Annotated in this window: 11 protein-coding genes; 5 read left to right on the forward strand and 6 right to left on the reverse strand. The window is 60.4% G+C overall.

Annotation, left to right across the window (positions count from 1 at the left end; translation table 11 throughout):
* Positions 1–4: 4 nt before the first annotated feature.
* Together lpxK and Q1B27_RS20650 are read right to left on the reverse strand one after the other, a co-directional pair.
* A complete protein-coding gene (lpxK, locus tag Q1B27_RS20645; RefSeq protein WP_299850649.1) occupies positions 5–1,012 on the reverse strand; it encodes a tetraacyldisaccharide 4'-kinase in 1,008 nt (335 codons plus the stop codon).
* Positions 1,009–2,229 (reverse strand): glycosyltransferase N-terminal domain-containing protein, encoded by a 1,221-nt coding sequence (locus tag Q1B27_RS20650; RefSeq protein WP_299850652.1) that lies wholly within the window; start codon positions 2,227–2,229, stop codon positions 1,009–1,011. Before Q1B27_RS20650 ends, lpxK begins: the two co-directional genes overlap by 4 nt.
* Before the next feature lie 206 nt (positions 2,230–2,435).
* Here Q1B27_RS20650 and Q1B27_RS20655 point away from each other — a divergent pair, with 206 nt between their 5' ends.
* Positions 2,436–3,173, forward strand: a complete 738-nt coding sequence (locus tag Q1B27_RS20655; RefSeq protein ID WP_299850654.1) for a glutamine amidotransferase — start codon at positions 2,436–2,438, stop codon at positions 3,171–3,173.
* 197 nt (positions 3,174–3,370) lie between these two features.
* Here Q1B27_RS20655 and Q1B27_RS20660 read toward each other — a convergent pair whose 3' ends face one another.
* Entirely contained in the window at positions 3,371–4,624 is a 1,254-nt protein-coding gene (locus tag Q1B27_RS20660) for a glycosyltransferase family 4 protein (protein ID WP_299850772.1), read from the reverse strand.
* 149 nt (positions 4,625–4,773) lie between these two features.
* Between Q1B27_RS20660 and leuS the strand changes: the two genes are divergently transcribed.
* Together leuS and holA are read left to right on the forward strand one after the other, a co-directional pair.
* On the forward strand, positions 4,774–7,311 hold the full coding sequence (gene leuS, locus Q1B27_RS20665; protein ID WP_299850657.1) for a leucine--tRNA ligase: 2,538 nt from the start codon (positions 4,774–4,776) through the stop codon (positions 7,309–7,311).
* Between the two features lie 33 nt (positions 7,312–7,344).
* A complete protein-coding gene (holA, locus tag Q1B27_RS20670) occupies positions 7,345–8,370 on the forward strand; it encodes a DNA polymerase III subunit delta (protein WP_299850658.1) in 1,026 nt (341 codons plus the stop codon).
* 1 nt (position 8,371) lies between these two features.
* Here the strand turns inward: holA and Q1B27_RS20675 are convergent, their stop codons facing one another.
* The 3 genes from Q1B27_RS20675 to Q1B27_RS20685 form a co-directional block, all read right to left on the reverse strand.
* Positions 8,372–8,800: a GFA family protein gene (locus Q1B27_RS20675; protein WP_299850659.1), complete on the reverse strand. Its 429-nt coding sequence runs from the start codon at positions 8,798–8,800 to the stop codon at positions 8,372–8,374.
* Between the two features lie 188 nt (positions 8,801–8,988).
* Positions 8,989–10,152, reverse strand: coding sequence for a TIGR03862 family flavoprotein (locus Q1B27_RS20680; RefSeq protein ID WP_299850661.1), 1,164 nt, complete (start codon positions 10,150–10,152; stop codon positions 8,989–8,991).
* Positions 10,149–11,471: a mechanosensitive ion channel domain-containing protein gene (locus Q1B27_RS20685; RefSeq protein WP_299850663.1), complete on the reverse strand. Its 1,323-nt coding sequence runs from the start codon at positions 11,469–11,471 to the stop codon at positions 10,149–10,151. The genes Q1B27_RS20680 and Q1B27_RS20685 overlap by 4 nt, the downstream gene beginning before the upstream one ends.
* A gap of 68 nt (positions 11,472–11,539) precedes the next feature.
* Here Q1B27_RS20685 and Q1B27_RS20690 point away from each other — a divergent pair, with 68 nt between their 5' ends.
* On the forward strand, positions 11,540–11,839 hold the full coding sequence (locus tag Q1B27_RS20690; protein WP_299850774.1) for an HNH endonuclease: 300 nt from the start codon (positions 11,540–11,542) through the stop codon (positions 11,837–11,839).
* A gap of 54 nt (positions 11,840–11,893) precedes the next feature.
* Positions 11,894–13,270: a multicopper oxidase family protein gene (locus Q1B27_RS20695; RefSeq protein ID WP_299850665.1), complete on the forward strand. Its 1,377-nt coding sequence runs from the start codon at positions 11,894–11,896 to the stop codon at positions 13,268–13,270.
* The last annotated feature ends 43 nt before the right edge of the window (positions 13,271–13,313 follow it).

Consider the following 13,313-nt stretch of genomic DNA (forward strand, 5'->3'; position numbering starts at 1 on the left):
TTCACTACGTCTGACGGGTGGTTATTCCGGTGCTTTCCAAGGCAGCGTCCAGCGCAGACCAATCCTCGAGCTGCAACCGTACCGGCAGGGTGATCACCTTGGATCGAAAATCGGGCGGCAGGCGCACGGCGTCTTTTTCGGTTGTTACCAGCTGCGCGCCCAGGCTTTTCGCTTCTTTTTCCAGCCGCACCATCAGGGCAGGGGTCAGGGGCTGGTGATCATCCAAAGCTTCGGTTCCCGCCAGAGTTGCGCCTAAGCCTCTGAGTGTCGCAAAAAACTTCTCAGGGTGGCCGATACCGGCAAAGGCCAAGAACGGGGTGTCCTGCCAATCCATTCCTGTCTGAAGTGGTTCCAACCGTCCGTTCAGCCGCGGCAGAGAAATCCTATGGCCCCAGGTGTCGTCAAACAGCGTCTGAGATGTTTTTGGGCCAATCGACAGGATCAGATCTGCGCGCGACAATCCAACAGCCACAGGTTCTCGGAGGGGGCCGGCGGGGATGCAGTAGCCATTGCCAAACCCTCTCTGCGCATCAACGACAATGATCGAGAGGTCCTTGACCAGGCTTGGGTTTTGAAATCCATCATCCAGCACGATCACGTCGGCGCCGTTTGCCTGGGCTTCTCGGGCTCCGGCAGCGCGATCCCTGGCGACCCAGACGGGCGCAAATGCCGCGACCAAAAGCGGCTCGTCGCCGACATCTTCCGGGCCATGCGTTTTCGGGTCTACGCTGACAGGTCCGGTCAGGTTGCCGCCGTGGCCACGAGAGATGACATGGGGTGTTTTGCCCATTTCATGCAGGCGCGTGACCAGGGCGATGACTGTAGGTGTCTTGCCCGTCCCACCCGCATTCAGATTGCCGATACAGATGACGGGGCAATCGGCGCGATCACCTTTCGTCCCCGCAAGTCGTCGTGCCGTGGCCCGGCCGTAAAGCGCCCCAAGCGGCGCCAGCAGTCGCGCAGCCAGCGAGGGTTGATCAGGCGGCGAATGCCAAAACAATGGAGGTTTCATGACTTTGCTTCCAGAACATCCAGCGTGTCCTGAACCAGATCCAGTATCCGATCCGTTACAGCGGCCCCTTGCGACGCCACATCCCACGCCGCATGCGCCATGACCGCAGAGGCATCCGGCGCGATCAGGCGTTGAACTGCTGTGGCCAACGTGTCCGCATCGCGGATCAGGTAGGCGGCACCCGCCTCGGCATAACGCGAATATCCGGCCAGATAGCGGCTTACATTGGGTCCATAAAGGATCGCGGATCCATGTGCCGCAGGTTCGTTCGGGTCGCGGCCCGTCTGTCCGGGAAACAGTGAGCTGCCCATGAACGTCACCGATGCCAGCAGATACCAAAGCCCGAGCTCTCCCGTCGTGTCAGCAAGCAACACCTGGGTTGCTTCTTCGGGCAAATCCCCATTGGACCAGACCGCAAAGCGCCACCCACCCGTAGTGAGTTGCGTTTGAAAAGACGGTGATTGCGTGACGTCATCCGGCACAATCACCAATAGCGCACGATGCGCCAGCTTGCTGACTGCGCGGTGTGCTTCAAGGATGGCGGGCAGCTCATCAGGCTGAGCCATTGCCGCAAGCCAGACATGACGACCACGCAAGAGGGAGGACAGCTCGTCATGGTCCGACTGGTTGTATGGCAGAGGGACTGTACCCTCAAGAAACGGACCGGTTACCGTCATTTCAGTGTCGCCCGTACCGATGCGTCTCAGTTCACGTGCTGCGCTGGCAGAGCGTGCCATTATCACTGAAAACTGCGCATAAAGTGCTTTGGGCAGGTCGGGAAACCAGCGCCAGCTTGGGCGGATCAGAAGGTTCTCGTCCGCATCGATCAGGTAGAGGGGAATGTCGCGCGTATCTGCTGCGCTGATCAGGGCTGGCAGCAGATTGCCACCGGCCCATAGGCAAAGATCGGGTGACCAGTGCTTCATGAATGCCTCAGCGGCGGCGACAGAGTCTTCAGGTATTTTCTGCCAGATTACGGCGTCACAAACCTGTTGGTCTTGTTGCAGGCCTTCCGGGCTTGTGAGCAGAATTTTGACACCCGGTCGCTGTTGTGCCAGCCGTTCCGCAAGTTGCAGTAAAGCATCAGCGCGGCTTGCATCCACCGCATGAACCCAGACAAGCTCTCCTGCAGGGCGTGGGGCTGCGGGCGGTATGATGGCACGAGGCGTTCCACGGGCATAGGCCAGATAGGCTGCCAAGCTCAATGAACGCCTCATGGATCAGATCACCCCAGCTCTCTGCCAAAGACCGGACGCAGACATTGAGCCATTGCAATTTCCCCACGAGTGTTGATGTGCCGCGCAGGGTATTCGATTGCAGGACAGGGTCAAGCGCGTGGGCTGGGAATTCGGTGACATCTTGACGGCAGGTCCAGAAAGGGGCAACCAGTTGCCTGATTTCGCGGGAAGGCGGAAAGACCAAAATGGCCAAACCTTTTCTGATCCTTCAATTGCGCCCAGAAACTGAGGCGGCAGATGATGAATACGCAGCCTTTTTGCGCAAGGGCGGCCTGACGGCGGACCAAACGGTGCGCATTCGGCTGGATCAGGAGGCACTGCCAGAGAATTTGCGTCTGGATGATTTTGCGGGCGTTATTGTCGGAGGTGGGCCGGGTTGTGTCAGCGATGCCCCTGACAAGAAGACCGAGGCAGAGGCGCGGATAGAACAAGCTGTTCTGTCGCTGATGCCGGAGGTTACCGAGCGCGACACACCGTTTCTGGGCTGCTGTTACGGGATCGGAATTCTGGGAAAGCATCTGGACGGGGACGTCAGCAAAGATGCCTATTCCGAACCCGTTGGCGTATCGGATTGCAAAATTACGGCTGATGGGGTGAATGATCCGTTGCTAGACGGCCTGCCTGAAAATTTTCAGGCATTTGTTGGTCATAAAGAGGCATTGCAAGCACTTCCAGAGGAATGCGTGCATCTTGTCAGCTCACCCACCTGTCCGTTTCAAATGGTGCGCTACGGGCAAAATGTTTACGCCACGCAATTCCACCCTGAAGCTGATGGCGATGGTTTCAGAACCAGAATTCAGATTTATAAACATCGTGGGTACTTTCCCCCGGAAGCCGCCGCTGAACTGACCGAAATGTGCGCTGCTGCTGATGTACATGCGCCGGAGCGTATCTTGCGAAACTTTGTCGAACGCTACCGCTGACAGGCAGGATGTTTTTAACCGGAGCGAGCGATCGCTCACGCATTGCAGTTTTGCCTTTGAGGCAGAGGCAGCCCTCGGGAAACGTTCCCTAATTCCCCCGTGCCTGACCTTGTATTAGATTTGCAACGGTGCGGTAATCGGCCTGAGGACGATGCCGGAGGCGGAGGACGAGATATCAAGCGTGCGCGATAGCGCACTCAATTTGATAACAGATCTGTTTCCATGACGGCTGAGACCCATTCCAGCTGTCGTGGCAGACAAATTGAGCGCAGATCATAGCGCTCCCGGGCAAATTTACGAGCGTTCTGCCCAAGACGTTTCCGTGTTTCCTCGTTATCAAGCAGCTGGCAAACCTCGGAAACGAGAGCGGCGCTGTCAAAAAAATCCACCAGCCGGCCAGTGTCATCATGGCGGATGACCTCACGCACCGGGCTTGTATCGCTGGCCACAATGGCCGCTTCGCAGCTCATCGCTTCCAGCAGGCTCCAGCTCAGGACAAATGGGTAGGTCAGGTAGACATGTACTCGGCTGACCTGCAAAAGTTGTAGGAATTGGTCATAGGGGATGCGACCCAGGAAATGCACACTTGCCCAGTCTGCATCCGGAATCTGACCTCGCACTTCGTCAATGAACATCTGTTTCCAGGTTTGCCCGCCCGGTGGTTTGGCGCCATAGCTTACCTCATCCCCACCAACGATCAGCACTTTGGCGTTCGGGCGTTCCATCAACAGCTGCGGCAGGGCGCGCATGAAAATGTGATAACCTCGATAGGGCTCGAGGTTTCGATTGACGAAGGTGATGACCTCATCTTCGCGTGTAACATCGCAAACGCCGTCGATGCTCAGGCGCGCACCCGGATCGGGCGCGGCGCTGATCGTGTCGATGCCGTCATGGCAGACAGTGATCTTATCGCGAAATTCGCCTGGAAAGGTATCGGCCTGAAACCGGGTCGGGCTGATCCCGGCATGCGCCCAGGGGAAATGCAGGTGATTGTTGAGGTTCTTCAGGCGCATCCGCAGAATTTCCGTCTCCGGGTCGGATTTGTCGAATTCGGGATCGAATTTCAGATGTGGATATTCCGCGTGATGATAGAGTTCGCAGTAAAGCGCCAGACGGGCCTCGGGCCAGGCATCGCGCAGAAACATCGCCTCACCCCAGCCAGGATGGGCAAGGATCAGATCGGGTGAGAACCCTGCTTCCTTCAGTTTAAGCGCCGCGCGATAGCAGGCTTCGGCCCGCGTAACTTTGCTATCGAGATCCAGTAGCCAGGGATGCACATTCTGACCGGTTCGCTGCGGTAATTCATAGGGCTGAACGCGCACATTGTGCCAGGTAATCACCTCTTTCACGCGCAGGGTCAGGGCCACGCATTGATGGCCCTTTGACGCCAGCAAAGGCGCCAGATGCTTGAACTGCCCCGGGAAATTCTGGTGGATGAAGAGGATTTTCATCAATATTGCCGCTCGGTTGCCCCTGAACCGGTTATAGGTGGCCTGTTCGGTGCTGCATAGGCCCGGTTTTTGGCGCATGCCTCTGGACCACGCCCGCCCTTGCGCCTATCACGCTGGGAACCGATTGATCACCAGAGGGTCCGACGCACATGTCGCGCTATTCCGCCGCCGAGATCGAAGCAAAATGGCAAGAGGCCTGGGACAAGGCCGGTATCTTCCGTGCCACCCATACGGACGACAAGCCCAAGTATTATGTGCTTGAGATGTTCCCCTACCCGTCGGGGCGCATCCATATGGGCCATGTGCGCAACTACACGATGGGCGATGTGATCGCACGCTACAAGCTGGCGACGGGCCATAATGTGCTGCACCCGATGGGGTGGGACGCCTTTGGCATGCCTGCCGAAAATGCTGCCATGGCAATCGGCGGTCACCCCAAGGACTGGACCTACCAGAACATCGACGACATGCGCGCGCAGATGAAGCCGCTTGGCCTTTCCATCGACTGGTCGCGCGAGTTCGCCACCTGCGATCCGGAATATTACGGTCAGCAACAGGCGCTCTTCCTCGACATGCTGGAAAAGGGGCTGGTCTATCGCAAGAACGCCGTTGTCAACTGGGACCCGGTCGATATGACCGTGCTGGCCAATGAGCAGGTGATCGACGGCAAAGGCTGGCGGTCGGGCGCCGAGGTCGAGCGGCGCGAGCTGACGCAGTGGTTCTTCAAGATCAGTGACTTTTCCGAAGAGCTGCTCGAAGCGCTGGACGGGCTTGATAACTGGCCCGCCAAGGTGCGGCTGATGCAGGAAAACTGGATCGGCAAGTCGCGTGGCATCGAAATCCCGTTTCACCGGACCAATGGCGGTGACCCGGTGCTGTGCTATTCGACACGGCCCGACACGATGCGCGGCGCCAGCTTTATCGCCATTTCGCCCGAGCATCCGCTGTCACGTGAACTGGCCGGAGGCAATGCCGAACTGGCCGCGTTCATCGCCGAGACCCGCAAGATGGACACCACCGAAGCGGCGATGGAAAAGGCCGAGAAGAAGGGTATCGACACCGGTATCACGGTGCGCCACCCGGTTTATCCGGATATCGAATTGCCGGTCTGGGTCGGGAATTTCGTGCTGATGGATTACGGCACCGGCGCAGTGTTCGGCTGCCCGGCGCATGATCAGCGCGACCTTGATTTCGCCCGCAAATATGGGTTGGACGTACGTAATGCGTTCTACATGCCCGGCGATGAGACCGAGGTTGAGAACGACGCGCTGGTGCCCGCCAAATCCGAAAAGGTTGTCTATATCGACCATTTCGCCGGCATCTCGGAGGTCACAAGCCAGGAGGGCATCGACGCCACCATCGACTATTTCGAAGCCAACGATCTGGGTGTGGGCCAGGTCAAATACCGCCTGCGCGATTGGGGTCTGAGCCGCCAGCGTTACTGGGGCTGCCCGATCCCGGTGGTGCACTGTTACACCTGCGGCGTGGTGCCCGAGGCCAAGGAAAACCTGCCGGTGCGCCTGCCGGATGATGTCACATTCGATGTGCCCGGCAACCCGTTGGATCGTCATCCCACATGGCGCGATTGCACCTGCCCGAAATGTGGCAAACCGGCTAAGCGCGAGACCGATACGATGGACACGTTCGTCGACAGCTCATGGTATTTCGCCCGTTTCACCGCTCCCCGCGCCGAGACGCCGACAGACATGGCCGAGGCCGACTATTGGATGAATGTCGACCAGTATATCGGCGGCATCGAACACGCCATTCTGCACCTGCTTTACAGCCGGTTCTTTGCCCGGGCGATGCACCTGACCGGGCATCTGCCTGCCAAGGCGATCGAACCGTTTGACGCGCTGTTCACGCAGGGCATGGTGACGCATGAAATCTACCAGACTCGCGATGGTAATGGCCGCCCGGTCTATCATCTGCCCGAGGATGTCAGCGACGGTAAAATTGCGGATGGAACCAAGGTTGAGATCATCTCATCGGCCAAGATGTCGAAATCCAAGAAAAACGTCGTCGACCCGGTTAATATCATCAGCGCCTACGGGGCCGATACGGCGCGTTGGTTCGTGCTGAGCGACAGCCCGCCGGAGCGGGATGTGGAGTGGACCGCAAGCGGTGCCGAGGCGGCCTATAAGCATCTGAGCCGCGTCTGGAACCTCTGTGATCGGATCGGTGTGATGGATGCCGACATACCCGGCGACGGCGACGATGACCTGCTGCGCGAGATGCACAAGGCCATCCGCGACGTGACGCTGGGTGTCGAAAGCTTCGGATTTAATGCTGCGATTGCAAAGCTTTACGCCTTCACCAATGTGTTGTCGAAATCACAGGCCAGCATGGCCGCGCAAAAGCAGGCGATCATGACGCTAGCGCAGCTTATGTCGCCCATGACCCCGCATCTGTCCGAAGATATCTGGGCGCATCAGGGCGGTGAAGGTCTGATTGCCAACGCGCCCTGGCCCAAGGCGGATGAGGCGATGCTGGTCGATCAATCCATCACCCTGCCGATCCAGATCAATGGCAAGCGCCGAGCTGAAATCAGCGTACCGCCGGATATGGACAAGGCGCAGGTTGAAAAAACCGCGCTGGCCACCGATGCTGTGCAAAAGGCGCTGGATGGGGCCCAGCCCAAAAAGGTGATCGTTGTCCCCGGCCGGATTGTGAATGTCGTTATCTAACAGGCGCTTATCCTCGCTCAGCGCTGCGCGCGCATGAAGCTTTCGCCCCGCGATGCACCCGGGTATTTCGCCCGCCCCGATCCGCGGCATACCGGCCTGCTGATCTATGGTTCCGACGGGATGCGTGTGGCGCTGAAACGGCAGGAGGTGATTGCCGCCCTGATCGGTCCTCAAGGTGAGGACGAGATGCGTCTGGCCCGCATTCCCGCTGCCGAATTGCGCAAGGATCCGGCGATGTTGCTGGATGCGATCAAGGCGCAGGGGTTCTTTCCCGGCCCGCGGGTGGTGTTTGTCGAGGATGCCGGCGATGCGCTGGCGCCGGTGATCACGGATGCGCTGTCGGAATGGGCCGAGGGGGACGCTCAGGTGACCGTCACGGCGGGGCAACTGAAGGCCACGTCGAAGCTGCGCAAGCTGTTCGAGGGCCATAAAAATGCTTATGCAGCGGGGATTTACGACGATCCGCCGTCACGGGCCGAGATCGAGGCGACACTGGCCAAGGCCGGGCTGACCGGGGTGGGGAATGACGCGATGACCGACCTGACGGCCCTGTCGCGTGATCTTGACCCCGGCGATTTCCGCCAGACGATGGAGAAGCTGGCGCTTTACAAGCTGAACGATGAGACGCCGGTGACCTCGGACGACATCGCCGCCTGTGCACCCAGCTCGACCGAGGCGGCGCTGGATGACGTGTTGAACATCGTCGCCGAGGCGCGATCGGGCGAGATCGGACCGGTGATGAAAAAGCTGAAAGCCCAGGGAGTTCAACCGGTTAGCCTGTGTATTGGCGCCACGCGGCACTTTCGCGCGCTGTATACGGCAGCGTCCGATCCCGGGGGGGCGGCGCAGGGGATTGCCCGGATGCGCCCGCCGATTTTCGGACCCCGGCGGGACCGGATGTTGCGGCAGGCGCAGAAATGGGGGGCTGTCCGGTTGGAACAAGCGCTGACCCTGCTGACGGATACCGATTTGCAGCTGCGATCGGCGGGTCAGCATGCGCCTGCGATGGCGCTGGTCGAACGCACGCTGATCCGGTTGGCGATGATGGCGGGGCGGTGAGTTAGCCGTTTTCGGCGAACATCGCCATCACTTCCGCCTCGGTCATGCCCTGCAGGTCACCATCGAAGCTGTAACCCTTTGGTTTTAAATCGGTAAATATCTCTTGCGTCATGGTTACGCCGCTGGTGTCGTCAAGGGCACCCATGCCGATATGATAGGTGCCTTCATGCGGGCCGGGGGCGGTGACACGGTAGAAAAGCGAGCTGCCACAGGTGCTGCAAAACCCTCGTTCGGCCCAGGCCGATGAGGGGAATTTCGTAATGTTATCATCGCCTTCGAACGTTATGTCATCGGGCGCGACCTGAATGCCGATATAGATGCCGCCCGACCATTTGCGGCACATGCCGCAGTGGCAGGCTCCGGCTTCGGTGATTTCCGAGCTGACGGTGTATTTGACGGCGCCGCAGAGGCATGATCCGGTTTTCGACATGATGATATCCTCGGGGTTTTTCGATATGCTGTAGCTTGGTCATGACACAACTTGGTGACGATTTCTGTCAGGATGCTGAGAGTGGTAACGAGTTACAACAGTGTACACTGTGTACGCGCATTGTGTACACAATGCCTGCCGTGATTTGCCGGTGCGCACGGAGGCTTAGGAGCTTTGTAGCTGGTCGGTTAAGGGGCCGTCCAGGCGGCGGCGTGGCGTCCCGCCCAGTGGCCGGTGGCAAGGCACGCGGTGAGAAGGTAGCCGCCGGTGGGGGCCTCCCACTCCAACATCTCGCCAGCGGCGAATGTGCCGGGCCGCGTGCGGAACATGAGGGTTTCATCAAGCGCGTCGAACCTGAGGCCGCCTGCGGTCGAAATCGCCTGATCCATCGGGCGGGGGCCGCGGTGGCGGATCGGCAGGGATTTGATCATCGGCGTCAGGTCATCCGGCAGGGGTCGGGCGCATTCCATCAACAGGGCGATTTTCACCGTATCGAGTTTGAGGGCCTTGCGCAGGTGATTGGTGAGGCTGGCCTTGCCGCGGTGGCGGGAAAGGCGGGCGCGGACCTGATCTGCGGCTGTGTTTGGCATCAGATCGAGGGTGAGCGGCGCACCGTCACGCAGGGCGCGCGAGACCGCGTAGATGCCGCCGCCCTCGATACCGGTTTCCGAGATTACGAATTCGCCGCGCGACTGGCTGTCACCGGCCTGCAGGGCGACGCCTTTGACAGGCGCGCCGAAATGGCGGCGCATGTGGGCGGACCAATCGATCAGGAAGCCCATATTGGCGGGTTTGAACGGGGTCGTCTGATCCTCTGGCAGGTGGGAAACCCAGGCACCGTCCGAACCCAGCCGCGCCCAGCTTGCGCCGCCGCAAGCCAGCACAGTGAGTTTGGGCGTCAGTTGTTGCGGGCCGTCGGGCGTGTCGAAAAGAATGGCGTCGCCGTTCCAGCCCTGCCAGCGCCAGCGGGTGCGGATGCTGACGCCCTGATCCGTCAACCGGGCGAGCCAGGCACGCAGCAGCGGAGACGCCTTCATCGCGGTGGGAAAGACGCGGCCCGTGGATCCAGAAAACAGGCTCTGTTCCAGCCCGACTGCCCAGCTTTTTACTTGTTCCGGACCGAAGGCCGTAAGCATCGGTTCAAGGGATGCGGCGTCAGCCCCATAGGCGGCAAGGAAGCGGTCAAACGGTTCGTCCTTGGTGAGGTTCAGACCGGATTTGCCGGCCATCAGCAGCTTGCGGCCGACGGAAGGTTTCGCCTCGGCCACCAGAACGCGGTGCCCGGCGCCGGCCAGTTCCTGCGCTGCCATCAACCCTGCTGGCCCGGCCCCGATGACGAGTGCTTCTGTCATGCGCCGGGGGGCAGCCCTTTGTGATGCACGACACGCTGCGGATAGGGAATTTCGATGTCATGCTCTTTCAGCGCATTCCAGATCGCGAATAGCACCTGCGGGGTGAAGCGGTTCTTGCCGTCATCGATGCCGTTGACCCAGAATTCGACGGCAAAGTCGATGCCGCTGTCGCCAAAGGCGCGCAGCTCGCAATCCGGTTTGTCAGGTTCGTTCAGGACGAAATCGAGCTTGGCCACGGCGGTTTCGATGATGTCGGGCACCAGGTTGATGTCGGTGTCGTAACTGACGGAAAACGGCGCTTCGTAGCGGTTGGCGCTGCCCGCGTCGGAATAGTTGACCACGCGGGTGGTGATGAAATCCTCGTTCGGGACGACGATCCAGCGGCCATCGAAGGTTTCGAGGATCATCGCGCGGGCAGTGGTCTTGACGATGGTTCCGGCCTCACCGCCGTCGAGTTCTACATAATCGCCGACGGTCGCCTGCCCTTCCAAGAGCAGGATCACGCCCGAGATGAAGTTGGCAGCGATTTTCTGCAGGCCGAACCCCAGACCGACGCCGATGGCACCACCGAGTACCGCCAGCGATGTCAGCGAGATGCCGAGGATGTTCATCAGCACAAGGAAGGCGGCGCCGAAAATCGCGATCTCGGCCGCCTTGACTGCCAGTTGGCGCGTGGCGGGGCGCATCTCTTTTTGTTGTTCGATGAAGCTGGAGGATTGTTCGTTGGACCAGCGTCCGACCCAGAAGATCAGGCTGCCCACGATGATCGCCTTGACCAGCCACAAAAGATCGAAGGACATGTTGCCCAACGGCACGATAGTAGACTCTAACCATGCCGAAAGTTCATCCAGAAGGCCAAGCGTGTAGACTGCGGCGACAGGGATCAGGATGTATTTGCCCAGCAGTTTCAGGAACGGATCCCGGATGATCCGGTGGACAAGAATGCGCACCGCCAGGAACAGGAAGATGCGTTTGCCAAAGGCGATCACCTCGCCCGAGCCGAAGATCGACCGGGTGATGCTTTCGCCCATGCCGGTGAAGGCATAGGCCAGCAGCGGCAGGATCAGCGGGACGAAAAGCATCACGAAGCGGCGGGCGCTGGCGATGATGTTGTCCTGATCCTCGGGCGGGGTCAGAAGGGTGCGCAGGATCGGTTTGAGTTTGCGCGAGAAGACCAGCGCGGCAAGATAGGCGACGACAAGCAGGGCGAATTGCGACCAGGCGGCGGGGCTGAGCAGCCATTCGCGGGCCAGATCCCAGCCCTGCAGCGCATAGCCATAAGCCTGTTGGACGATTTCAGGCTGGGTTTCCCAATCCATCTCGTACCCCTTGTCATTTGCACCGTTCCCGTCATTCTCATGCCCCGCGAGGAGGAAAGGATCAAGCCATAGTGTCGGAAACGCCCATATGTCCGCTATGTGAACGGCCCATTCCTGCCGAGGCGCGGCAGAGCCTGCATCATCTTGTGCCCAAGCTGAAAGGCGGCAAGGGTGGGCCGACGGTATTGCTGCACCAGATCTGCCACAACGAGATCCACGCAACGCTGACCGAGGCGGAGCTGGCGCGGGATTATGCGACGATCGAGGCGTTGAGGGCGCATCCGCGTCTGGCTGGGTTCATCAGGTGGGTGGCGAAGCGCCCGCCGGGGTTTCATTCGAAAACACCGGGTGGGCGGCGCAAGCGGTAAGTCTTGACCGAACTGGTTTTGCTGCCAGTTTAGAGACTGATAAAGGGGAGAAACATGCGGATCAAACGACGCGAATTTCTGGCAGGAGTGGCCGCAGCCCCGGTGGCGATGGGTGGCGTGTCCGCGCGGGCGGGCGATGCGGTGACGCTTGAGGCCGCGCCGGCACGGGTGCAGATCGCCCCGGCGGAGTATGGTCAGACCCAGGTCTGGGCGTATAACGGCCGGGTGCCGGGCACGCCCCTGCGCTACCGTCAGGGTGATGAGCTGTCCGCGCAACTGGTGAACGGGTTGGAGCAGGGGACAACGGTGCATTGGCACGGGCTGCGCCTGCCCAATGCGATGGACGGGGTGCCGGGGATGACACAGCCGCTGGTGGTGCCGGGCGACGGGTTTGACTATCGCTTCACCCTGCGCGACGCGGGCACCTATTGGTATCATCCGCATGCGAATTCGCTGGAGCAGATTTCACGCGGGCTGGCGGGGGTGCTGGTGGTCGACGAGAACACACCACCCGAGGTGGATGATGACCAGACGCTGGTGCTGGATGACTGGCGGATGACTGACGCGGCGGCGATTCACCCCGGGTTCGACAACCGCCATGACATGTCACATGCTGGCCGGCTGGGGAATTACATTACCGTCAATGGCCTGCCCGAGCTGACCAGAGAGCTGCACCCCGGTGCGCGGCTGCGGTTGCGGCTGGTCAATACCGCGACGGCGCGGGTGTTCCGGTTGCGGTTTGACGGGCTGAAAGCGTGGCTACTGGCGCTGGACGGCATGCCGCTGGAGGACGTGGCCGAAACGCCGGAGGTGGTGATCGCCCCGGCGCAGCGGGTTGATCTGCTGGTCGATGTCACCGCCGCGACGGGGGAAGAGGCGCTGATCGCCTCGGTCGAGCGGGATGGTGCCTATGCGATGGCGATTTACCGCGTGGCCGGGCAGGGTGCGGTGCCGCGCGATGTGCCTGCGCCTTTGCCGCCCAATGACATGCCGGTGCTGGCGCTGGATGGCGCACGGTCTGTGCCGGTGGTGATTGAGGGTGGTGCGATGCGGGGATTGCCCGAGGGAGCCACGTGGCAGGGTACGAAGATGGATATGCGGCAATTGGCCGAGGCAGGGCAATTCTGGGCCTTTAACGGAATTTCTGGTGTGCCCGAGGCGCCGTTGATCGAGGCGGCATTGGGTGAAACCGTTCGCGTGCCGATGGCAAACCGCACGGCGTTTGCCCATGCGATGCATCTGCATGGCACGCATTTCCGCGAGGTTCTGCCGGGCGGCGGAATGGGACCGTGGCGCGATACGCTGCTGGTCAATCTTGGTGAGAGCCGCGAGATTGCCTTTGCTGCGGAAAACCCCGGCGACTGGATGTTCCATTGTCATATGCCAGCGCATCAGATGTCTGGGATGATGAACTGGATCCGCGTGGTGTAACCATTGATCCAGACCGTTGCCGCACCCATCTGAAAAGGGACGC

The sequence above is a fragment of the uncultured Roseovarius sp. genome, from assembly GCF_947489715.1.
In the GTDB taxonomy this organism is placed as follows: domain Bacteria; phylum Pseudomonadota; class Alphaproteobacteria; order Rhodobacterales; family Rhodobacteraceae; genus Roseovarius.

Coding starts and splice junctions, on each gene's coding strand:
- lpxK (WP_299850649.1), bottom strand. CDS start 1,012: ATGAAACCTCCATTGTTTTGGCATTCGCCGCCTGATCAACCCTCGCTG.
- Q1B27_RS20655 (WP_299850654.1), top strand. CDS start 2,436: ATGGCCAAACCTTTTCTGATCCTTCAATTGCGCCCAGAAACTGAGGCG.
- Q1B27_RS20650 (WP_299850652.1), bottom strand. CDS start 2,229: ATGAGGCGTTCATTGAGCTTGGCAGCCTATCTGGCCTATGCCCGTGGA.
- Q1B27_RS20660 (WP_299850772.1), bottom strand. CDS start 4,624: ATGAAAATCCTCTTCATCCACCAGAATTTCCCGGGGCAGTTCAAGCAT.
- Q1B27_RS20695 (WP_299850665.1), top strand. CDS start 11,894: ATGCGGATCAAACGACGCGAATTTCTGGCAGGAGTGGCCGCAGCCCCG.
- leuS (WP_299850657.1), top strand. CDS start 4,774: ATGTCGCGCTATTCCGCCGCCGAGATCGAAGCAAAATGGCAAGAGGCC.
- holA (WP_299850658.1), top strand. CDS start 7,345: ATGAAGCTTTCGCCCCGCGATGCACCCGGGTATTTCGCCCGCCCCGAT.
- Q1B27_RS20680 (WP_299850661.1), bottom strand. CDS start 10,152: ATGACAGAAGCACTCGTCATCGGGGCCGGGCCAGCAGGGTTGATGGCA.
- Q1B27_RS20675 (WP_299850659.1), bottom strand. CDS start 8,800: ATGTCGAAAACCGGATCATGCCTCTGCGGCGCCGTCAAATACACCGTC.
- Q1B27_RS20685 (WP_299850663.1), bottom strand. CDS start 11,471: ATGGATTGGGAAACCCAGCCTGAAATCGTCCAACAGGCTTATGGCTAT.